An 18,127-nucleotide genomic window follows, 5' to 3' on the forward strand; every position below is an offset into this window, starting at 1 on the left:
CGTCCTGCCGGCCCCGGCGGTGCCCCGGCGGTCGCCCTGCCGCCGCCCGGGTACGGCTAACCGTGCGCGTTTCCCGTGGCCGCCGCCCGAGCGCCCGGGGCTGCTTGGCCGCCGCTGCCGCCCACGTGACGTTCCAGGAACGCGAGTTGCGCCGCCACCGCCTCCTCGTGCGCGGCCAGGAAAGGCGCGTAGTGCATGCCGGGCAGCCGTACGAGCTCGCCGCGCGGCGCGTCCTCCGCCACCTGGAGGGCCGGCCCCGGAACGGCCGACTGGTCCTGGTCGCAGACGACCACCAGCAGTGGGCAGCGCACCTGGGACGCGTACCGGCCCGGCCGGTAGAACCCGGACGCGAGGGCCGAGCGGGCGGCGACGGCCGGGAGCCAGTTCGACGAGCCCCCGTTGGCGGCGCCGAGCGCCTGGTCGGTCTCGACGACGTCCGGCGTGGTGAGCGCCGAGACGCTGCCGGGCGGGCCGCCGAGCGGCACGGTCAGCGCGGGGCGGCCGAAGACCCCGACGATCGAGTCGATGACCGCGAGCCCGGTGAAGCGCAGCATCGCGCCCGGCTTCTGGTGACGCAGCGCGTTGCGGGCGACGACCTGGCCGTCGGGGTTCGGGGTCTGCGCGATGGCGGCGGCGACGTCCGGGCTCTGGGCGGCGACCTTGATGACGTGGCCGCCGGAGAGCGAGAACCCCCACACCGCGATCCGCGCGGGGTCCACGCCCGGGAGCGTCCGGGCGAACTCGATCGCGGCGTGCCAGTCCGCGACCTGGTCGCCGTTGCGCACGACCTGGCGCGGCTCGCCGCCGCTCTCGCCGATGCGGCGGTAGTCGAACGCCAGGACGCCGTAGCCGGCCTCGTGGAAGCGGCGGGCGAAGAGATTGGTGGCGGGTTCCTTGGTGACGGCGAAGCCGCCGGCCATGATCACGCAGGCGCCGTTGCGGGTGGGGTAGTGCCAGGCGGCGCAGTCGGTACCGGCACTGGCGAAGCGAACGGCTTCCCGTCCCGGGGCGGGGGGTCGTTCCCCCGGCTCGGGAGCCGGCCCCGGCGTCGCGGCGGCCTTGGGCACGGCCCCCGACGCGGGTACGGACACGGACTCGGACACAGGCACGGACTCGGACATGCCGACCCTCCGGACAGACAGACGCGATCAATCCCTCCCTTGAAGTGAACCACGCGGTTCACAGCCTGTCCACGCGGGCCGGGGCCGGGGCTGAACGGGGTCAGGCTCGGGGACTGGTGCGGGTCGAGGCAGGGCCAGGGCCCGGGCTGAACGAAGCCGGGGGCGAGCCGCGCGTGGGCTGAACGGGGCCGGGCGGGGGCCTACGTGTTGGCCGTTTCCTCTCGTTCCAGCGCGCGGATCAACGCTGCGAACCCGGGGTTGATGTCACCGTCCCCGCCGCGCGGGCCCGGGCTGATCAGCCAGTCCACCAGGAAGCCGCGAAGCACCGCGAGGATCATCTCGGCGACCTCCGACTTCCGCTGCGGCGACCACTGTTGGGGGCACAGCGACAGCAGCAGCGGCAGGTACTGCTGGGACGCGCCGCGCACCAGGTCGGCGTAGCGGTCCGGGTTGTACATCGCCAGGCCGATCGCCTGGTCGAGCACGCGCAGCCCGGACTCCTCCCCGACGAGGACGCCCCACATCGCCCTTACGCCCGCGACCAGTTGGGACCCGTTCGCCTCTCCCGCCGAGGTGGACGTCTCGGCCGCCGCCAGCGCGTGGCCGATCCGGCGTTCGCGCAGTTGCAGGATCGCCTGCCGGAGCAGGTCGTCGCCGCCGTCGAAGTGGTAGAGCAGCACCTTGTGGGTCGTACCGGCCGCGCGGGCGGCGCGGCGCAGGGAGAAGTCGACGAGACCGTTGGCTGCGAGGTCGTCGGTGACGCGGTCGAGCAGCTCGCGCCGCCGCGCCTCCCCGCGCGGCGAACCCGCCGACCGCCGGTACCCCGCGCGCCCGTCCTGCGCGCCCGGCCCGTCCTGGCCGTCCTGCCCGTCCTGCCCGTCATCACCTGAGGTGTTCGTGTCGCTCTCCACGGTGGGCCATCCTCACACAGCGGTACGGTGCCCCCGCCGATCCGCGACGGTGCCGCCGCCGGTTCGTCCGAGGCCGCGACCGGCCCCGGGGCACGACAAGAACGCGATCGTGCGGCACGCTGACCCCTATGCCAGCCCCGACCGGAGCACCCGCCCATGCCCACTGAGCCCGGAGAAACCGCCCCGGCCGCCCCCGCCCCCGTCCACACCCCGACCACCGGCACCGTCTGGGCGACCGTGCACCTGCCCGGCGGCCTGCCGCTCGGCTACTGCGACATCAGCCCCAGAGGGCTGACCCCGGTCGAGATCCGCAGCATCGCGTACCGCACGTCACGCTGGGGCACGATCCGCATGGGCCTGTTCCCGGCCACGTACATCCTCGTCGCGCGCGCGGAGGACGCGGCCGGCCGCCGCCTGTACGGGGAGAGCCCCGAGTTCGTGATCGAGCTCGGCCGGACGGTCACCACGCGGATCGACCTCGCCCCGCGCTGAAGACCGGCCCCGTCCGACCCGGCCCCGTCCGATCCGGCCCCGTCGCCCAGCCCTGCCCTGCCCTACCCCCTCAGTCGAGACTCTCGGCCGCCTTGGTCAACGGCCCTCCCGCGTCACCGGTGTTCATCGTTCCCGCCGGTTCGAACAGCAGGATCGCGGTCTCCTCCTCCGCCACCGGGCAGTGTTCGACCCCGCGCGGAACGACGAACAACTCGCCGGACTCCAGCACCACATCACCGTCCCGCAGCTGGATCGTGAGCCGACCGCTGACGACCAGGAACAGCTCGTCGGTGTCCTCGTGCGTGTGCCAGACGAACTCGCCCTTCAGCTTGGCGAGTTTGACCTCGTAGTCGTTGAGTGCGGCCACCTTCTTCTGCGACCACAACTCGCTGAACTGCGACAGCTTTTCGGCGAGGTTGACGGGAGCGAACGATGACTCGGACATCCAGCATCCTTCCTCGGGGCCAGTCCACCGGGAGCGGCCTCTCAAGCCCCCCGGCCGGCGTCACGAGCCTTTCACGGCCGGGGCCGACCCGTCTTGTACGTTTCTGGCGCGTGCGCGAGACGCGCGACTGCGCGAGATGCCCGCGACGCGCGGGAGCGGAGAGCCCGGAGACCGGGGAGCGCTACGGCCTGCGGACGGCGGCCAGCCCCTCGTCGTACAGGTCGAGGATGTCGCCCTCCCCGTCGCCTTCCAGCCACGTCGCCGTCGCGGCGTCGAAGCACGCGAACGCCGTCGCGACGATCGCCCGCGCCTGCCCCCGGTCCGCCGCCCCCGAAGGCGTCAACCTCGCTTCGAGCAGCGGCAGTAGCTCCTCCTGGAAGCGGACGCGCTTGCCGAGGTAGGCGGCGCGCAGCGAGTCGGTGCGGTGCACGAGGCGGAAGCGTTGGAGCGCCTGCGCGCGGGTCTCGTTGACGGCGAGCGCGGCTTGGAACGCGGCGCGCAGCACGTCCCAGGGGTCGGCGTCGTCCGGCTGCTCGCGGACGGTGTCGGTCAGGACGGCGACGAACCGGTCCTGGCTGGTGCCGATGAGGTCTTCTTTGGTGCCGAAGTAGCGGAACAGGGTGCGTTGGGAGACGCCGGCCTCGCGGGCGATCTGCGCGATCGTCGTCTCGTCGTAGCCCTGCTCGGTGAACAGGCGCAGCGCGGTGTCCAGGATCTCCCGGCTGGCCAGCTGCCGGGTCCGGTCCCACAGCGTGGGCGGCGTCGCCGTCCCCTTGCCCTGCGCTTCCTGCGTCATGCGGCCAGTTTAGCCGGGGGTGCCAGGTTGGCACTCACCCGAGGTTTGGCAGTCACTGCCAGCGAGGCGTACGCTGCCAAACAGAGACCGGGCAACCCCAGCTTCAGGAGACCGACCATGCCAACGAGAACAGCCCTCATCACCGGCGGAACCAGCGGAATCGGCAAGGCCACCGCGCTGCTGCTCCGCTCACGCGGCTACCGCGTCATGGTCACCGGCCTCGGCGACCCGGACGCGGCCGGCCTGCCCGCAGACGTCATCGCCGTCCGGGCCGACGCCCGCTCCCTGGCCGACATCGACCGGGCCGTCGAGCAGGCCCGCGAGCACCTCGGCTCCCTCGACCTGCTCCACCTCAACGCGGGCGTGTCGCACCCCGGCCCGATCGAGTCCACCGACGAGGCCGCCTTCGACGCGCTGTTCGACGTCAACGTGAAGGGCAGTTTCTTCACCCTCCAGAAGGCGCTTCCGCTGCTGAACGAGGGCGCGTCGGTGGTCTTCACGGTCGGCGCGGGCGAGGGCCTGGGCTCGGCCCTGACCGCCGCGAAGGGCGCTCTGCTCCCCCTCATGCGCTCCCTCGCGATCGAACTCGCCCCGCGCCGCATCCGCGTCAACGCGGTGAGCCCCGGCGTGATCGACACCCCCGCCTACACGAAGCTGGGCATCCCCCCGGAAGCAATCGCCTCCTGGTCAGAAGGCGTCCCCCTCGGCCGCATCGGCACCCCGTCCGACGTCGCCGAGGCCGTAGCGTTCCTGTCCTCCGACGCGGCGACCTACATCACGGGCGACAACCTCCTCATCTCCGGCGGAATGGGCGTCCACCCCCAAGCGGCCTAGCCGCGCCAGAACCCCGAACCGGGTCCCTACCACCGATCGAAAGCCCACCCGGGGTACCACCCACCCAAGCGTGAACGGTGCGCCTCCCAGTCCCCGCCCGCCAACTCGCCCACCGGCCGCGCCGTGATCCGCCCGGCCCCGTCGATGTCGAACCCCCAGGAGAAGCCGGTCAGCGGCACGACATGCCGGTCGGCCGGCTCCAACGGCGTCCACGCCAGAAAGCTGTGCGCCAGCCACGCCAACGGCCTCCGCTCGTCCCGCGACGGAGCGTCGAACAAGGTGGGCTGCACGCCGTAGAAGCAGTACGGGGACGGCGCGTCCTCGAAGATCCGGAACGGGTCCATCTCGAAGGCGGTCCCGTCGGACGAGTTGTCCGTCGACCGGACCAACTGCACCCAGCCGAACATCGCGCGGTAACCGCGGGCCGGGTGGTCAACCACGGCCGTGCAGCTCGGAAATCCCGGCGACTCCGCCGGACTCCCCACGACGCCGGGCTCGTTGACGCGCTCCACGGCCACCGTCACCGTTCCCGTCACGCCATCGTGGACGAAGGGGAGGATCATCCGCCTCACGCCCCCGGGTGCAGGGCGGTCTGGACTGCCCTGGTCAGCCTCATGAATTGCTGCGGGCCGACCGTGTCGATCCGGGTCGGCGGGGGCGTGCCCTGGGAGCGGGCGAGGATGAACTCGTCGGGGACGGCGCGCAGGTGGACGATCACCAGGCCCGGGGGGACGCAGAGGACGTATTGGCCGAAGTTGCCGAGGGCCAGGAACGAGCCGGGGGTCAACAGCCTTGGCAGCCACCAGCAGTAGCCGTAGTCGAGCTGGACGCCGGCGCCGCGGTCGACCTGGACCGAGGTGCTGTCGGCCACCCAGGACGCGGGGACCACCTGCCGGCCGGCCCACTGGCCGCCGCGCAGCAGCGTCGTGCCGAGCCGGCCGAGGTCGCGGGCGGAGAGGAAGAAGTGGTGCGCGAGGTGTTCGGACACCTCGGGGCGGCCGAGGAGTTGCTGCCGGGACGGGTCGAAGTCCTCGAAGCCGAGCGGGGCGGCCAGGTCGTCGGCGAGCGCGGCGAAGACCGAACGTCCCGTGCAGCGCTGGAAGATGGTGCCGAGGGCGTTGAAGTCCCAGTTGTTGTAGTGGAACAGCGTGCCGGGCGGCTGCGAGCCGCGCGCCGGGGCGTGCTCCTCGGGTCCGGCAACGGTGGCCGCCGGGTGGTAGACGCCGGAGCTCGACGTCAGCAAGTCCCGTACGGTGGCCCGGCGTTCCTGCGGGAGGAGGCCGCCGGTGTCGTCGATGCCGAGTTCGGCGAGGGTGGCGCCGAGCGGGATGGTTCCGTCGGCGACGGCGGAACCGTAGAGGACGGAGAGGATGCTCTTGCGCGCCGACGCGAGGTAGCTGGGCGCGGACGTCTCGCCGTGGTCGAGGACGACCCGGCCCCCGTCGAGGGCGAGGAACGCCGTGGTCGGCAGGGCTTCGAGCATGCCGACGACCTGCTGGAGGTCCGTCATGACGACTCCCCCGCCGGGCGGCCGGCGAGGCCGAGCAGGTGGGCGAGCGCGGCGGGGCGGTTGACGCCGTGCGCCACGAGTACCTGGCCGGCCCGGCTGCCGGGGGTGCGCAGCAGCCCGAGAAAGAGGTGCGCGACGGTGACCCCGGCCCCGTGCGCCTCGGCGAGCGCGCCGTCGATCGCCCGGCGCACATCCTGCCCGACCGCCGGCCGCGCCCGGTCGGTTGTCGCGTCCGCATCCCCCTCAAGGCCGGCGCGAACCTCCGCCGGATCCGCCCCGAGCGCCCGGATGACGGCGCCCGCCAACCCGCCCGGATCGTCGAGAACCGCGACGAGCAGATCACCGCTGTCGACAGCGTCATGCCCGAGTCGCCCCGCCCGCGCCTGAGCGCGCCGCAGGCAGCCGAGCGCGTCGTCACCGAACCCCCGCAGCCCGCCCGTCCGGACGAGATCCTCGACGGTCAACTGCGCGATCAGCGGGGCGTACCGCTGCTGCGCCCCCTGCCGGCTGAGCCCGCGCGACGCCCCGATCTCCCCCCACGAACACCCCTCGGCCCGCGCCAACTCCACAAAGAACCCGACGAGGCTCTCCCCGAGCACGGTGAACTCCCCGGCGATCCGCTCGGCGGCAGCGATCTGCTGCACGGGATCGCGCGGCCCGGTGATCCCGTCAAGGAGCACCAACCCGACGAGCTCCGACAGCGTGGGCATCTGAGGCATGTCAACACTCTAGTTGACGCCCGATATTCGTCAACACCTCCATTGACGGAGGGCGGTAAGCTATCGGCGAATCGCGACAGGGGGGCGCCAACTCATGGATACGACGCCGATAGCGGCCGGCACGGGACACGCGGAGGCCGCCGCCGGCGGGGGCGTTCGGGTGGGGGCTCTCGTTCCGCTCAGTCGGCCCGGGTGGGTTGAGGCCGGGCGGCAGCTGCTGGCGGGGCTGGAGCTCGGGGTGGGGGACGTCAATCGGGGTGGCGGGATCAGCGGGCGGCCGCTTGAACTCGTCGTGCGGGACACCGCTGCGGATCCCGCGAAGGCGGCCGCCGCCGTGGAAGAGCTGGCCGGGACGGGCGTTGCCGCCGTCGTCGGGGAGTATCACAGCGTCGTCGCTCGCGCCGCCGCTGCCCAAGCCGACGCCCTCGGGGTGCCGTTCCTCTGCTCGTCGGCCGTCCTCGACGCGCTCACCGATGAGCCGACGGAATGGGTCGCGCGGATCGCGCCGGCGCAGTCGCGCGGGTGGCGGATCTTCGCGGACTTCCTACTCGGCGCCGGGCACCGCCGGATCGCCGTCGCGGCCGAGCCGAGCGTCTACTGGGCGGCCGGGGCCCGCATCCTGCGCGAACACCTCGCCCCGCGCGGCGGCACCCTCGTCGAACTCGACGCGCGCGCACTCGGCCCCGCCGCGTTGTGCGACGAACTCGTCGCCCAGCGCGCGACGGCCCTGCTGCTCCTGGTCGGCACCCCGGAACCGGCCGTGCCGATCGTCACGTCCGTCCGCCACGACCCGCGCCTCGCCGACGTGTTGATCGGCGCACCGGCCGGGCAGCCGGAGTTCGCCGAGTGGGCGAGCCTGCTGGGCGGCGACGGCGCCGCGATCCCGTTCCTGCGCTACCTGCCAGAACACCTCAGCCCGCTCGGCGCCCGCGTCGAAGCGGCGCTCCGCGAACGACTCGACGAGGCAGCCTCGTTCGTGGCCTTCGAGGGGTACGACACGATCGCCGTCCTGGCCGAAGCGCTGCGCGCGCACCACGGGACCCGCACTAAGGCGGCCGACTTCTGGCCGCACGTCACGGCCGAAGGCACCCGCGGCACGATCAGCTTCTCCCGCCAACCCGCCCTCACCGCCTGGCAATGGACCTGGCCCCCCATCCAGGTCGCCGACCGCGACCCCGCGAACCCGACCCGCTTCCGCGTCCTCCACACCGGCTGACGATGACCATGGAGCTGGTGTACTGCGTGCACGGGGGACGGCGTGCCGCCGCGGAGTTCGGCCGGGCCGCGTGGGGGGACGAGGCGGTGGTGCCCGAGCAGACCGCAGGGGTCAGCGCACTTGCCCACATGACCAGGTTGCGGGCCGGCGAGCTGAGCGTGACGGCGTTCTCCGGCACGATCACGGAAGTGATCACCGACCCCAACGGAATGTCCTGGGTGACGGTGGCGCGCACCGACGGCGAGGAGGACGAGATCCCAGCGTTCGGGGGCGTGGAACTCTACCGGGCCGGCCGCCGGTTGACCGTTCGCGAGATCAACACCGCGGCGCCGTCCGATCGGCTCCCGTCCTACCTCGTCATCGAGGTCTGGCTCGACCGGCCCCCCAGCGAGTGAGGTCAAGCGCGCTCCACGTCGTGAGCACGCGCGCGACGGGCGGACGGCCGTCGTCCCAGGCGCGGTTACTGGGCATGGCCGGACAACAGCCAGCGGTGGACGCGGACTTCCAGGAGGACGCGGTCGGCTGACGGGCCCGGGCGGGTGGGGGCGGTCACGTTCCAGGCGTACTTCTCGTTGAAGGCGGTCACGACCTCGTGGGGGAAACCCCCGCGGATCAGGGAGGCTTCGCCCTCCGCGACGACCGGGGCGCGGCCGTCCTCCAGGGCCAGCGAGACGCGGGGGTCCACCTGGACGTTGCGGACCTTGACCGCGCCGGCCCCCGCGCCGATCCACCACCGGTCGCTCCGGTAGACGAACCAGACGGGGGTGACGTGGGCCGAGCCGTCCGGGCGCAGGGTGCACAGCCAGACGTTCTGCTCCTCGTCCAGGCGCTTGAGGACGGCCGGTTCGGGAACGTTCGCGGGATCACTCACCCCGCCATCCGACCAGCCCCCGCCAGGACCCGCATCGGGCGGCGCACCGGACCATCGTCCTAGGTCGCCGGGCTCGCGGGCGCCGGTGAGGACGGGGTTCTCATCCGGCGGCGGGGGCATTAGTGTCGGGAGTGCTTGATCCGCTCACGGATCTCGCCGATCTGATCAACAACACTCGACGTTTCTGCCGGCGCTGGAGCCGACGCCGATGTGGGCCTCGTCAACGGGGTCCCGTCCGCGTCACCATGGACGACTCCTGGCGGCAGGGGGCGGCGCCCGCGTGACGCGGCCGGCCCCCGGGCCGTCCCACCGCGCAGCGGAAGGTTCGCCGTGGCAGCGCGGCACTGGTCTCGTCATCGCTCTCGTCATCGCTCTCGTCTGCGCGCACCCGCTCGCGCGGGCATGTCGGGGGACGGGCACGTCTCTTATCGTTCGGCGCTGCGGACGCCCGGCGCGGCGGGGTTCTTCCTGGCCGCCGCACCGGCGCGGGTCGGCGTCGCCATGGCCGGCCTCGGCATCGTCTGGCTGGTGCACGGGGAGACCGGGTCGTTCGGGGTGGCGGGCCTGGTCACCGGGGCTTTCGCCGTCGCCGAGACGGTCGTCGGACCGCAATCGGCCCGGCTCATGGACCGGTTGGGGCAGACTCGCGTCCTCGTCCCCCTGCTGTGCGCGCACGCGGTGGCGATCACCGCGCTGGTCGCCCTCGTCCTGGCGGGGGCGCCCGCCGTGGCGTTGGCGGCGGCCGGCCTCGGGGCGGGGGCGACGATCCCGCAGTTCGGCGCGCTGTCCGCGGCGCGGTGGTCAGCGCTGCTGCACGGGCGCCCCGAGATCACCCCGGCGTTCGCGCTCGAAACGATCAGCAACGAGGTGGCGTTCCTCGTCGGCCCAGCCCTCGCGGTGCTGGCCGCAACGCGGTTGTATCCGGCGGCGGGGACGGGGCTGGCGGCGGTACTTGTCGTCGGGGGCGGCCTGGCCTTCGCGGCACAGCGCCGTACGACCCCGGCGCCGTCGTCCCGTTCGGCGGGGCCGGTGTCCGGCGGACGGGGCGCGGCGCGCGGCGAAACGCGGGCGTCGGGCCGTACGGCCCGGGCCCCGGTGGCCGAAAAGCCCGGCGCGGCGCGCGCTGAAGCGCGAACGACGAGGCGTACGGCCCCGGCCCCGGCGGACGCACAGTCCGGCGTGCACGCGAGGACGCTCGCCGCCCCGCGCAGCGAAACCCCCGTCCCCACCGCCCTCTTCACCCGCCCCTTCGCCCTCCTCCTCACCGTCAACGGAGCCTTGGGCATCTTCTTCGGCTCGATGCAGGTCTCGGTGAGCGCCTTCGCCGACGCTCATCACGCCGCGCCCGCCGCAGGCGTCCTGTACGGGCTGATGAGCGTGACGAGCCTGCTGTCCGGTGTCGTCTACGGGCGGCGGGCCCGCTCACGCACCTCCCCCTCCGCCCAACTGCCGCTGATCCTGGGCTTCCTGGCCTGTACGTCACTGCTGCCGCTGCTCGCCGACGCGCCGTGGCAGCTCGGGCTCGCGCTTCTGCTTCCCGGTGCGGGTGTCGCCCCGCTGATCATCGTCTCCTCGACGCTCATCGAGTCGGTCACGCACCGGTCGGTGCTGACGCAGACGTTCACCTGGGTCAACTCCGCGAGCGCGGCCGGCATCGCCGTCTCCGCCGCGGCGGTCGGGCGGCTGGTGGACGGGTCCGGCGGCGCACGCGCGGGCTTCACCGTTCCGCTGCTCGCGCTCGCCGTGACGGCAGTGCTGACGTGGTCCGGTCGCCACGCCCTGGCCCCGAAAGCCCCGGACACCGCGGGCACGGCGAGCCCAGCCCCAGCCCCAGCCCCAACGCGCCCCCCGTCCCGGCCGGTTCAGTAGCATCGGGCCATGTCGAGCTTCGAGATCACCCCGATCGGCACGGTCCGCAACGACCGGACGGACGTCCAGAACAGCGACAACTGGGGCGCCGTCCGCAGCACGATCACCGTGGACGAGCGTTTCGGCGACGCGTGCCTGCAGGGGCTCGACGGCTTCTCGCACGTCGAAGTCCTGTTCGTCTTCGACCAGTTCACGGAGGCCGACGACTACCGGGAGCCCCGCCCCTACCGGGGCCGCGCCGACCTCCCGCCGGTCGGGATCTTCGCGGGACGCGGCCCGCGCCGGCCGAACCGCATCGGGGTGACGGTCTGCGCGATCGACGCCGTCAACGGGCGCGAGTTGACGGTGACGGGGCTGGACGCGGTGTCGGGCACGCCGGTCATCGACCTGAAGCCGGCGATGGTGGAGTTCGCGCCGACGGGTATCACGCAGCCGGACTGGGTTACCGACATGATGTCGGCGTACTTCCAGCCGTAGCCGGGCGAGAGGGCGAGGCCGGGTTCCGAGGCCCAGCGCCCGGGGCCCGACGCCCGGGTTCGGGCCCAGCCCGGGGGCCCGCGCCGCCCCGCCCGCCCCGGCCCACGCCGGGATAAGCTGCCCGCATGACCACCGGGACCGGCTCGCGCCGCACACAGATTGGTGACCCGGTGCTCCGCTGAGCGCCGCCGGGGCCGCCCGCGCTCCCCCCTCCGTCGTGTTGATCACCAGCTCCAGCAGATCGACCACGACGACAGGAGAGCCCTCCCATGCCCACCAAGACGTTGCAGATTCCCACCCCGGACGGCCTGGCCGACGCGTTCGCCGCCTTTCCCGACGACGACGACGGCGGCAGCACCCCGCACCCCGGGGTCCTCCTCTACACCGACGCGTTCGGCGTCCGGCCCGTACTGGCCTCGATGGCCCAGGAGTTGGCCGGGCACGGCTACTACGTGCTCGTCCCCAATCTCTACTACCGGCACGGCCCCGCCCCCGTGATCGAGCTGCCCGCGCACATCGGTGAGGACGTACGGCCCGCCGTCATCGGGCAGTTGATGCCGCTGATCGACGCGCACACCACCGAGCGCGCGCTGCGCGACGCCGACGCGTATCTCACCTTCCTCGCCGCGCAGCCCGAGGTCAGCACAGGACCGTCCGCCGTGATCGGCTACTGCGTGGGCGTCGGCCTGGCGCTGCGCACGGCGGCGGCGCATCCCGGCCAGGTGGCGGCCGTCGCCGGTTTCCACCCCGGTTTCCTGGTGACGGACGCGCCCGACAGCCCGCACCGGGTCCTCGACGGCCTGACCGCCGAGGTCCATCTCGGCCTGTCGGAGCACGACATGCGGCCCGAGGCGATCGCCGCACTGAACGGGGCGCTGGACGCGGCGGGCGCCACGTACACCACCGAGATCTACCCGGGCACGATCCACGGCTACACGATGTCCGACACCGACGCGTTCAACTCAGCCGGGCTGCAACGCCATTGGGCCCGCCTGCTCCCCCTCCTGGCCCGCACCCTCGCGGACGGCCGCGGCGCCGGCGCCTGAGACGGACCCGCAGAAGCCCACGCCCAAGCCCCCCGCCGGCGCCCGGGACACGTCTGGCATGATCACGACGCCCGACCCACCACAACCCTGAGGATCACCGTGGCCCACATCAGCCGCACCCGGACCTTCGCCGTGACCGCCGCCGCGCTCGCCGCCGCCTTCGCGTGCGCCAACAGCGCCGCCGCGGAGGACTACCCGCCCGCCTACAACCAGAAGACGCAGTTCCTGACCAACGACCCGAAGCCGACCATGCCCGTCGCCTCCAAATTCAAGGACCAGAAGCTGGCCACCGGCATCTACACCTGGAGCCAGGTGGACAACACCGCCCACCGCAGCATCTGCCTCACGAAGGGCACGTACACCTGGGACGACTTCCTCACCCCGGGCAACGGCACCTACGCGCACAAGTCGAGCCTCCAGGACGACCACCAGGACCCGCCGGCCGTCCTGAACGGCATCGTCGATCTGAAGGGCTGGGGCCTGCCCTCCCAGGACTGGACGTGGGGTTCGGAACTCGTCCTGACCCAGGTGGTGAGCAGCTGCACTCCGTGACGTGACGCGATGTGACGTGACGTGAAATGACCGCAGCCGACCGGGCCCGGGGCGCCGACGCCTGAGACGGGCCCGGGGCGCACGCGGTCAGATCGTCACGAGCGTGGTCGCGCGGGCTCAGATCGTCACGAGCTCGATGCCGCGATACGCCCGCCGCGGGAACGCGAAAGCGATCGACGTCCACCCGCGCACGCCCACACCCGCCGAGACGTCGGCGCCGTGCCAGAAGAACGACATCATCGGGGTCCCGTCGACCGTGATCATGTCGCTGCCCGGCGCCGAACGGTCGAAAGCCGCCCCGGCGGGCACGTCACGCTCGTCGGTGAGCGGCGACCACGAGGCGGGAACGGGCAGCCCCGCGCGCTCGAACATGTCCCGCAGGCCCTGGAGCCCGCCGCAGAAGACGCCCCCGAAGTCGTCGTGGTTGTCGACCACTTCGCCCACCACGTCCATGACGGCAACCGCCCACGCGTCCCCGCCACCGGTGACGAGCCGCCCGTGCGGAGCGGCCCAGCGCACAGCGCCAACCGGCCCGGCCGGCCCCTCCCGGAACCAGAACACCCGCGCACCCCTCCCGAACTCCCGAACTCCCGCGCCCACGCGCCGAAATGCCCGTCCCGCTACGGTGCATGCGTCCTTCGCGTTCCGCCCTCGCGAAGCACCGGACGCGCGACGTCCCGGTTGTCCATGATGACGTCGGCGTGCGCACGCGGATCGGCCTCCGCGTCGTACAGCCGCTCGGCGGGGATGTAGTAGCGGCGGTAGTGCTCGGCCGCCTCCTGCTCGGAGTTCATCCACGCGGAGTCGCGGGCAGTGCCCCTGGCCAGGACCAGGTCGAAGTCGATCTCGACGAAGATCCGCAGGTCCCACAGGTCGCGGAGCCCGGGGCGGAGCAGGTAGCCGCCGTCGGCGATCACGATCGCGTCGGCGGCCACCGGGCGCAACTCGGCTGGGAACAGGGCCTGTTGCTGCTGGTCGAAGTACCGCGACTGGACCTGCCGGTCGCCGCCCGGTCCGAGGGGCGCCAGCAGGCGCGTGCGGATCGCGTCGAGGTCGAACGCGCCGCGGTAGAAGCCGTCCGGCCCCGGCGGGCGTTCGGTGCGTGGCCGCTTGAAGTCGTCGAGGTCGGCGCGCAGGCACGTCCGGCCCTGGTCGGCGAGCACGGCCGCCAACTCGGCGGCCAGCGTGGACTTCCCGGACGCGGAGAACCCGTCCACGCCGACCCGTACCGGATGCGGCCGTCGGACGCCGGTGATCATCCGGGCCAGCCGGTGAAGCACCGCCGTGCGCGTCCCGTTGTCGGTGTGTGGTGTCGAAGGCTCCTTTTCCACGGGGCGAGCCTAGAGCGGTGGCGCGGCCCGGTGCTCTCGTCGGCGTCGCGGGGAGGTGGCCGCCGCCGGTCGTGGGCGCACCGACGCAGGCGGCGACCACCGCCGCCGCGCTTCCGCCTGGTCGACGACACCGAGCAGTAGCGACGCGGACCTCAGCCGGGACCTCCACCAGGGGCCTCAACCCGGGCCTCCACCCGGACTCCACCTGGGCCCCGGCCCGGACTTCCACCCGGGTTGGACCCCTGGGTTGAAGGAATTCGGGGCGCGTCAGCAGAAGCTCGTACACATGACAACGACCGACTGGTTCATCGACCTCGCGCTCCTGCTCATCGTCCTTCGCCAGATGCGCGAGGAGCCGCTGACCGCCCGCACCGTCCTGCTCCCGCTCGGCATGATCGCCTGGGCCGGCAGCAAGTACCTGACCGACATCCCGACCGCCGGCAACGACGTGCTGCTGGCCGTGGTCTTCGCGGCCACCGGGGTCGTCTTCGGCCTCGCCGGCGGCCTGCTCACCAGCGTCCGGCACGACGGCGGGCACGACGGGGGCCACGACGGCGGGCACTCCGGCGGCCACGTGCTGATCAAGGCGTCCCGCGGCGCGGCCGCACTCTGGATCGTCAGCATGGGCTTCCGGCTGGGCTTCGCGGTGTGGTCCACGCACGCGTCCGGCGCCGCGCACCTGACCAGCTTCTCCGCCGCGCACCACATCACCAGCGGCCAGGCCTGGGTCGTCGCCCTGCTGCTGATGGCGGTCGGCGAGGTCGTCGCCCGCCTGGGCACGATCATCGTCCGCGGCCAGCGGCTGCAAGCACGGGCCGACCGTGACGCGAACAAGCCGGTCCACCGCGTGGGCGCCTACGTCTGACCGGCCCACCGCCTGACCGGTCCACCGCGTGGGCGCCGCCGTCTGAGCCGCGCAACAGCCCGCGGCGCGCCGCTCGACACGCGCACCGAACCGCAGCTCACCCGGCTCGACCCCCTACCCGTACATGATCAGCACGGAGGTCCCTCATGTCCGCATCACACCGCACGCCGCACGCCCGCATCCTGCCCCGGCTGGCCGCGGCCGTCGCCACGGTGGCCCTCGGAGCGGTCGCCTGCTCGTCCGGCGGCGGGCACACGGCGGCCGGCGCTTCGACCAGCGCTTCGACCAGCACGCCGAGCACGCGGGCCGCAGCAGTGGCCGCTGCCACCGCGGCGCCGGCCACCGTCCCGCACTCCACCCCGACCGGGCCGGGCGCGTTCCTCGGGCCGGTTCGCCAGGTCCCGGTCGACGGCATCACGATCGGCTACCGCCAGTTCGGCTCCGGCCCCGAGCTCGTCATGGTCATGGGCGACACGGGCACCATGAGCGACTGGACGGTCGACCTGCTGAGCCTGATCGGCCGGCACTACCACGTCACGATCTTCGACAACCGCGGCGTCGGCTACACGACCGACGACACATCGGTCCCCGACACCATTCCCCTCATGGCGGACGACACCGTCGGCCTGATCAAGGCGCTGGGTCTGCGGCACCCCGCACTGCTCGGCTGGTCGATGGGCGGCGAGATCGGCCTGACCGTCGCCGCGCTGCACCCGGGCGCGATCAGCGCGCTCGTGAGCACCGGCGGCGACCTCGGCGGCAGCCACGCCGTCAACACACCGCCCGCCATCGCCAAGGAGCTCAACAGCCCCAAGACGACGGGTCCGCAGATGATGGACCTGCTCTTCCCGGCCGACGCCACCGCCGCGCGGACCGCGTACATCGCCCAACTCGGCCTGATCCCGCCGGAGAAGGTCAGCGACGAGACGCTGCTGCGTCAGTACCAGGCGGGCCAGGCGTACGAGTCCTTCGAGGACACCTGGAACAAACTCCCCACCAGCACCATCCCGATGCTGATCACCAACGGCTCCCTGGACAAGATCACCCCGCCCGCGAACGCCGCCGTCATCACCCACCGCGCCAAGCACGCCCAGTTGGTCATGTTCCCCGACGCGGGCCACGCGATGCTCGTCCAGGACTCCCCCCGATTCGTCTCCCTGGTAACCGCGTTCACCAAGTCGTCCGGCCTCGGATGACCGACCCGCCCGGGGCGAGGGGGACGCTCCGGTGGGCGAGCCATTCGCGCGCGGCCGTCACCATCGCGCCGAGCCATTCCTGGTCCGGGCGGCGTTCCACGAGGCCCTGATACATGCGGAGTTGGGCCACGGCGAACGCGTCGATCGCACGCGGGTCCGCGTCCGTCCACCCGGGGCAGTGGGCCGCCCAGGATTCGGCGGACTCGGCGCTGTGCCCGGCCGCGACGAGTTGCAGCGCGAGGATCGCCGGGTCGATGAAGGCCGCGCCCAGCGTGGGCCAGGCCCAGTCGACGAGCCAGACCGCCCGCGCGCCCACCAGGATGTTGCTCGGGTTGATGTCGGTGTGCAGCAGGGTGTCCCCGCGAAACAGGCCGGCCTCCGCCTCGCCTCCCGCGAACCGGTCCCACCGCGTCTCCGCCCATCCTCGGGCCTCGTCCGGAACGGTAACGTGCGCGATCTCTTTCAGCGCGCCCGTGATTCGGGGCAGGTCCGGCGACCCCGGTTCGAACCTCGCGTGCCTCGCCTCGACGGCCTCGAAGCCGAGCACGATCCACTCGTCGTCCCGCGCGGTCCAGCGGATCGCCGGTGAGAGCGGTTGTACGGCGGGGTTGATCACCCATTCGCGGTAGAGGGACGCGCGGTGGCCGCCGGGCCGGTTGCGAACGGCCTTGACGAAGAACCGCCCGTGCTCGGCGTCGATCAGCCCCGTGAATTCCGCGCTGAACCCGCGCTTCGTCCGTTCGACGCTGACGATCTCCCCCGCGTGGGGTCGGATCAGATCCCGGAACCCCTGGCCGGGCAGGCTGCCACTCATCGCGTCCTTCAGTTCCTCGGGGAGCACTCGGTCCCCGGATGGCCGGGGCTGCACTCCCGTTCGCTGTCAGGGCCGCACGGCTGCTGCGGCGCGTTGTCCGGGCTGCACGGAGCCTGGTCCGGATAGCAGCCCCGCGACTCCCGGACCGCGTCCCGGATCCCCGCACTCGCCCTGACCATCTCCGGGCCGCCGAGGATATCGGCGAGCGGCGTCGTCCGGACGTTGCCCGCGTCGATGAACCCGGAGAAGACGCACGGTGAGACCGTGCCGTCCGGGCTGACGGAGGCCGCCCCGTCGCCACACCGGCCGCACAGTTCCGACAGGTCCGGCTCCAGGTCCCGGCCGCCTCGGCCGCCCCGGCCGAAGGGACGGACGTGGTCCACGCCGATACGGGTGACGCCCAGCGCCTCCAAGTCCCGCCGCACCGAACCCACATGAGCCTCACCCTCCCGGGTGATGATGCCGACGCGTAACGGGATGCCCAGGCGCACCGCTCGCCCGATGTTGGCGCGGGTACGGCGGTGGGACGGGCGGCGGGTCATCGCGTCGTGCTCGGGCGGCCGGTCCGAGTAGTACGACGTGGCAAGGCTCAGCCTGTCCCGCTGGAAGAGCGCCCAGCACCGGGCGGACACATGCACGAGGTTGCTGAACACCTCAACCCCGAGGCCCAGGTTCAGCGCGTGGTCCGCCAACTCGGCGAAGTCAGGGTGCATAGTCGGCTCGCCCCCGATGAACTGGACGTTGCGCACGCCACCGCCGGCCGCCTGATCGAGCACACCGTGCCAGTCGGCGCGGGACATCGTCCCGTGGCCACCCGCCGGCCCGGACCCGTTGTAGCAGTGTGCGCAGCGCAGTTGGCACTTGCGCGTCAGGTCAAGCCACAGGAGCCGCGTGCTCGTCTTCCGGCCCGATAAGACCTCTGTCGCCATGAGCCCTCCTCTCATCGTCGCCGTCGTCATGCACGGGACGCTAGAAGCTGGAAGCCGGTGAGCGGTACGGTACTTTCTCGAATTTGCTCGACGCGCCCCACGGATTGCGGGTGTTTTCTCCCGGGCCCTCCCC

At 72.7% G+C, this 18,127-nt stretch carries 22 protein-coding genes; 10 read left to right on the forward strand and 12 right to left on the reverse strand.

Features of this window, described 5'->3' with window-relative positions:
* Window positions 1–56: 56 nt before the first annotated feature.
* Entirely contained in the window at window positions 57–1,121 is a 1,065-nt protein-coding gene (locus tag ACQPW6_RS14725) for an alpha/beta hydrolase (RefSeq protein ID WP_433890070.1), read from the reverse strand.
* 200 nt (window positions 1,122–1,321) lie between these two features.
* Window positions 1,322–2,032 (reverse strand): TetR/AcrR family transcriptional regulator, encoded by a 711-nt coding sequence (locus ACQPW6_RS14730; RefSeq protein ID WP_433890071.1) that lies wholly within the window; start codon window positions 2,030–2,032, stop codon window positions 1,322–1,324.
* Between the two features lie 156 nt (window positions 2,033–2,188).
* Between ACQPW6_RS14730 and ACQPW6_RS14735 the strand changes: the two genes are divergently transcribed.
* Window positions 2,189–2,524, forward strand: coding sequence for a hypothetical protein (locus ACQPW6_RS14735; RefSeq protein ID WP_433890072.1), 336 nt, complete (start codon window positions 2,189–2,191; stop codon window positions 2,522–2,524).
* 70 nt (window positions 2,525–2,594) lie between these two features.
* Here ACQPW6_RS14735 and ACQPW6_RS14740 read toward each other — a convergent pair whose 3' ends face one another.
* Window positions 2,595–2,969, reverse strand: coding sequence for a cupin domain-containing protein (locus ACQPW6_RS14740; protein WP_433890073.1), 375 nt, complete (start codon window positions 2,967–2,969; stop codon window positions 2,595–2,597).
* Between the two features lie 181 nt (window positions 2,970–3,150).
* Window positions 3,151–3,765, reverse strand: a complete 615-nt coding sequence (locus tag ACQPW6_RS14745) for a TetR/AcrR family transcriptional regulator (protein ID WP_433890074.1) — start codon at window positions 3,763–3,765, stop codon at window positions 3,151–3,153.
* 117 nt (window positions 3,766–3,882) lie between these two features.
* On the opposite strand from ACQPW6_RS14745, the gene ACQPW6_RS14750 reads away from it, so the two are divergent.
* On the forward strand, window positions 3,883–4,599 hold the full coding sequence (locus ACQPW6_RS14750) for an SDR family NAD(P)-dependent oxidoreductase (RefSeq protein WP_433890075.1): 717 nt from the start codon (window positions 3,883–3,885) through the stop codon (window positions 4,597–4,599).
* A 26-nt stretch (window positions 4,600–4,625) separates the two neighbouring features.
* Here ACQPW6_RS14750 and ACQPW6_RS14755 read toward each other — a convergent pair whose 3' ends face one another.
* Genes ACQPW6_RS14755 through ACQPW6_RS14765 form a run of 3 tightly spaced genes read right to left on the reverse strand, consistent with a single transcriptional unit; the run spans window position 4,626 to window position 6,828 of the window.
* Window positions 4,626–5,162, reverse strand: coding sequence for a hypothetical protein (locus tag ACQPW6_RS14755; protein WP_433890076.1), 537 nt, complete (start codon window positions 5,160–5,162; stop codon window positions 4,626–4,628).
* A gap of 5 nt (window positions 5,163–5,167) precedes the next feature.
* Window positions 5,168–6,109, reverse strand: a complete 942-nt coding sequence (locus ACQPW6_RS14760; protein ID WP_433890077.1) for a serine hydrolase domain-containing protein — start codon at window positions 6,107–6,109, stop codon at window positions 5,168–5,170.
* On the reverse strand, window positions 6,106–6,828 hold the full coding sequence (locus ACQPW6_RS14765) for a Clp protease N-terminal domain-containing protein (RefSeq protein ID WP_433890078.1): 723 nt from the start codon (window positions 6,826–6,828) through the stop codon (window positions 6,106–6,108). The genes ACQPW6_RS14760 and ACQPW6_RS14765 overlap by 4 nt, the downstream gene beginning before the upstream one ends.
* 94 nt (window positions 6,829–6,922) lie before the next feature.
* Here ACQPW6_RS14765 and ACQPW6_RS14770 point away from each other — a divergent pair, with 94 nt between their 5' ends.
* Complete coding sequence (locus tag ACQPW6_RS14770) at window positions 6,923–8,044, forward strand: ABC transporter substrate-binding protein (RefSeq protein ID WP_433890079.1); 1,122 nt, start codon at window positions 6,923–6,925, stop codon at window positions 8,042–8,044.
* Window positions 8,045–8,046: 2 nt separating this feature from the next.
* Window positions 8,047–8,439 carry a hypothetical protein gene (locus tag ACQPW6_RS14775; protein ID WP_433890080.1) on the forward strand — a complete coding sequence of 131 codons (393 nt, stop codon included), beginning with the start codon at window positions 8,047–8,049 and terminating at the stop codon, window positions 8,437–8,439.
* Window positions 8,440–8,504: 65 nt separating this feature from the next.
* Here the strand turns inward: ACQPW6_RS14775 and ACQPW6_RS14780 are convergent, their stop codons facing one another.
* Complete coding sequence (locus ACQPW6_RS14780) at window positions 8,505–8,915, reverse strand: pyridoxamine 5'-phosphate oxidase family protein (RefSeq protein WP_433890081.1); 411 nt, start codon at window positions 8,913–8,915, stop codon at window positions 8,505–8,507.
* A gap of 402 nt (window positions 8,916–9,317) precedes the next feature.
* Between ACQPW6_RS14780 and ACQPW6_RS14785 the strand changes: the two genes are divergently transcribed.
* From ACQPW6_RS14785 to ACQPW6_RS14800, 4 genes are all read left to right on the forward strand, one after another.
* Window positions 9,318–10,784 (forward strand): MFS transporter, encoded by a 1,467-nt coding sequence (locus ACQPW6_RS14785; protein ID WP_433890082.1) that lies wholly within the window; start codon window positions 9,318–9,320, stop codon window positions 10,782–10,784.
* 9 nt (window positions 10,785–10,793) lie between these two features.
* Window positions 10,794–11,261: an SAM-dependent methyltransferase gene (locus tag ACQPW6_RS14790; protein WP_433890083.1), complete on the forward strand. Its 468-nt coding sequence runs from the start codon at window positions 10,794–10,796 to the stop codon at window positions 11,259–11,261.
* A 269-nt stretch (window positions 11,262–11,530) separates the two neighbouring features.
* On the forward strand, window positions 11,531–12,307 hold the full coding sequence (locus ACQPW6_RS14795) for a dienelactone hydrolase family protein (RefSeq protein ID WP_433890084.1): 777 nt from the start codon (window positions 11,531–11,533) through the stop codon (window positions 12,305–12,307).
* 99 nt (window positions 12,308–12,406) lie between these two features.
* Window positions 12,407–12,859, forward strand: a complete 453-nt coding sequence (locus ACQPW6_RS14800; protein WP_433890085.1) for a hypothetical protein — start codon at window positions 12,407–12,409, stop codon at window positions 12,857–12,859.
* 117 nt (window positions 12,860–12,976) lie between these two features.
* Here ACQPW6_RS14800 and ACQPW6_RS14805 read toward each other — a convergent pair whose 3' ends face one another.
* Together ACQPW6_RS14805 and ACQPW6_RS14810 are read right to left on the reverse strand one after the other, a co-directional pair.
* Window positions 12,977–13,312: a hypothetical protein gene (locus ACQPW6_RS14805; RefSeq protein ID WP_433890086.1), complete on the reverse strand. Its 336-nt coding sequence runs from the start codon at window positions 13,310–13,312 to the stop codon at window positions 12,977–12,979.
* A 167-nt stretch (window positions 13,313–13,479) separates the two neighbouring features.
* On the reverse strand, window positions 13,480–14,190 hold the full coding sequence (locus tag ACQPW6_RS14810) for a uridylate kinase (protein WP_433890087.1): 711 nt from the start codon (window positions 14,188–14,190) through the stop codon (window positions 13,480–13,482).
* A 286-nt stretch (window positions 14,191–14,476) separates the two neighbouring features.
* Here ACQPW6_RS14810 and ACQPW6_RS14815 point away from each other — a divergent pair, with 286 nt between their 5' ends.
* Together ACQPW6_RS14815 and ACQPW6_RS14820 are read left to right on the forward strand one after the other, a co-directional pair.
* On the forward strand, window positions 14,477–15,055 hold the full coding sequence (locus ACQPW6_RS14815; protein ID WP_433890088.1) for a hypothetical protein: 579 nt from the start codon (window positions 14,477–14,479) through the stop codon (window positions 15,053–15,055).
* A 146-nt stretch (window positions 15,056–15,201) separates the two neighbouring features.
* Window positions 15,202–16,251 carry an alpha/beta fold hydrolase gene (locus ACQPW6_RS14820; protein WP_433890089.1) on the forward strand — a complete coding sequence of 350 codons (1,050 nt, stop codon included), beginning with the start codon at window positions 15,202–15,204 and terminating at the stop codon, window positions 16,249–16,251.
* Here ACQPW6_RS14820 and ACQPW6_RS14825 read toward each other — a convergent pair.
* Together ACQPW6_RS14825 and ACQPW6_RS14830 are read right to left on the reverse strand one after the other, a co-directional pair.
* Window positions 16,226–17,065: a protein kinase gene (locus ACQPW6_RS14825; RefSeq protein WP_433890090.1), complete on the reverse strand. Its 840-nt coding sequence runs from the start codon at window positions 17,063–17,065 to the stop codon at window positions 16,226–16,228. The genes ACQPW6_RS14820 and ACQPW6_RS14825 overlap by 26 nt on opposite strands.
* Window positions 17,066–17,073: 8 nt before the next feature.
* Complete coding sequence (locus ACQPW6_RS14830; RefSeq protein ID WP_433890091.1) at window positions 17,074–18,024, reverse strand: radical SAM/SPASM domain-containing protein; 951 nt, start codon at window positions 18,022–18,024, stop codon at window positions 17,074–17,076.
* Window positions 18,025–18,127: the final 103 nt, after the last annotated feature.

The organism is Streptomyces sp. CA-111067, from assembly GCF_050956065.1.
Classification (GTDB): domain Bacteria; phylum Actinomycetota; class Actinomycetes; order Streptomycetales; family Streptomycetaceae; genus Actinacidiphila.

Bases quoted from the DNA above. Each gene is read 5' to 3' on its own strand.
- ACQPW6_RS14825 (WP_433890090.1), bottom strand. From the start codon at position 17,065: ATGAGTGGCAGCCTGCCCGGCCAGGGGTTCCGGGATCTGATCCGACCC.
- ACQPW6_RS14775 (WP_433890080.1), top strand. From the start codon at position 8,047: ATGACCATGGAGCTGGTGTACTGCGTGCACGGGGGACGGCGTGCCGCC.
- ACQPW6_RS14755 (WP_433890076.1), bottom strand. From the start codon at position 5,162: ATGATCCTCCCCTTCGTCCACGATGGCGTGACGGGAACGGTGACGGTG.
- ACQPW6_RS14765 (WP_433890078.1), bottom strand. From the start codon at position 6,828: ATGCCTCAGATGCCCACGCTGTCGGAGCTCGTCGGGTTGGTGCTCCTT.
- ACQPW6_RS14735 (WP_433890072.1), top strand. From the start codon at position 2,189: ATGCCCACTGAGCCCGGAGAAACCGCCCCGGCCGCCCCCGCCCCCGTC.
- ACQPW6_RS14770 (WP_433890079.1), top strand. From the start codon at position 6,923: ATGGATACGACGCCGATAGCGGCCGGCACGGGACACGCGGAGGCCGCC.
- ACQPW6_RS14740 (WP_433890073.1), bottom strand. From the start codon at position 2,969: ATGTCCGAGTCATCGTTCGCTCCCGTCAACCTCGCCGAAAAGCTGTCG.
- ACQPW6_RS14745 (WP_433890074.1), bottom strand. From the start codon at position 3,765: ATGACGCAGGAAGCGCAGGGCAAGGGGACGGCGACGCCGCCCACGCTG.
- ACQPW6_RS14790 (WP_433890083.1), top strand. From the start codon at position 10,794: ATGTCGAGCTTCGAGATCACCCCGATCGGCACGGTCCGCAACGACCGG.
- ACQPW6_RS14750 (WP_433890075.1), top strand. From the start codon at position 3,883: ATGCCAACGAGAACAGCCCTCATCACCGGCGGAACCAGCGGAATCGGC.
- ACQPW6_RS14725 (WP_433890070.1), bottom strand. From the start codon at position 1,121: ATGTCCGAGTCCGTGCCTGTGTCCGAGTCCGTGTCCGTACCCGCGTCG.
- ACQPW6_RS14805 (WP_433890086.1), bottom strand. From the start codon at position 13,312: ATGGACGTGGTGGGCGAAGTGGTCGACAACCACGACGACTTCGGGGGC.
- ACQPW6_RS14760 (WP_433890077.1), bottom strand. From the start codon at position 6,109: ATGACGGACCTCCAGCAGGTCGTCGGCATGCTCGAAGCCCTGCCGACC.
- ACQPW6_RS14830 (WP_433890091.1), bottom strand. From the start codon at position 18,024: ATGACGACGGCGACGATGAGAGGAGGGCTCATGGCGACAGAGGTCTTA.
- ACQPW6_RS14785 (WP_433890082.1), top strand. From the start codon at position 9,318: ATGTCGGGGGACGGGCACGTCTCTTATCGTTCGGCGCTGCGGACGCCC.
- ACQPW6_RS14820 (WP_433890089.1), top strand. From the start codon at position 15,202: ATGTCCGCATCACACCGCACGCCGCACGCCCGCATCCTGCCCCGGCTG.
- ACQPW6_RS14815 (WP_433890088.1), top strand. From the start codon at position 14,477: ATGACAACGACCGACTGGTTCATCGACCTCGCGCTCCTGCTCATCGTC.
- ACQPW6_RS14795 (WP_433890084.1), top strand. From the start codon at position 11,531: ATGCCCACCAAGACGTTGCAGATTCCCACCCCGGACGGCCTGGCCGAC.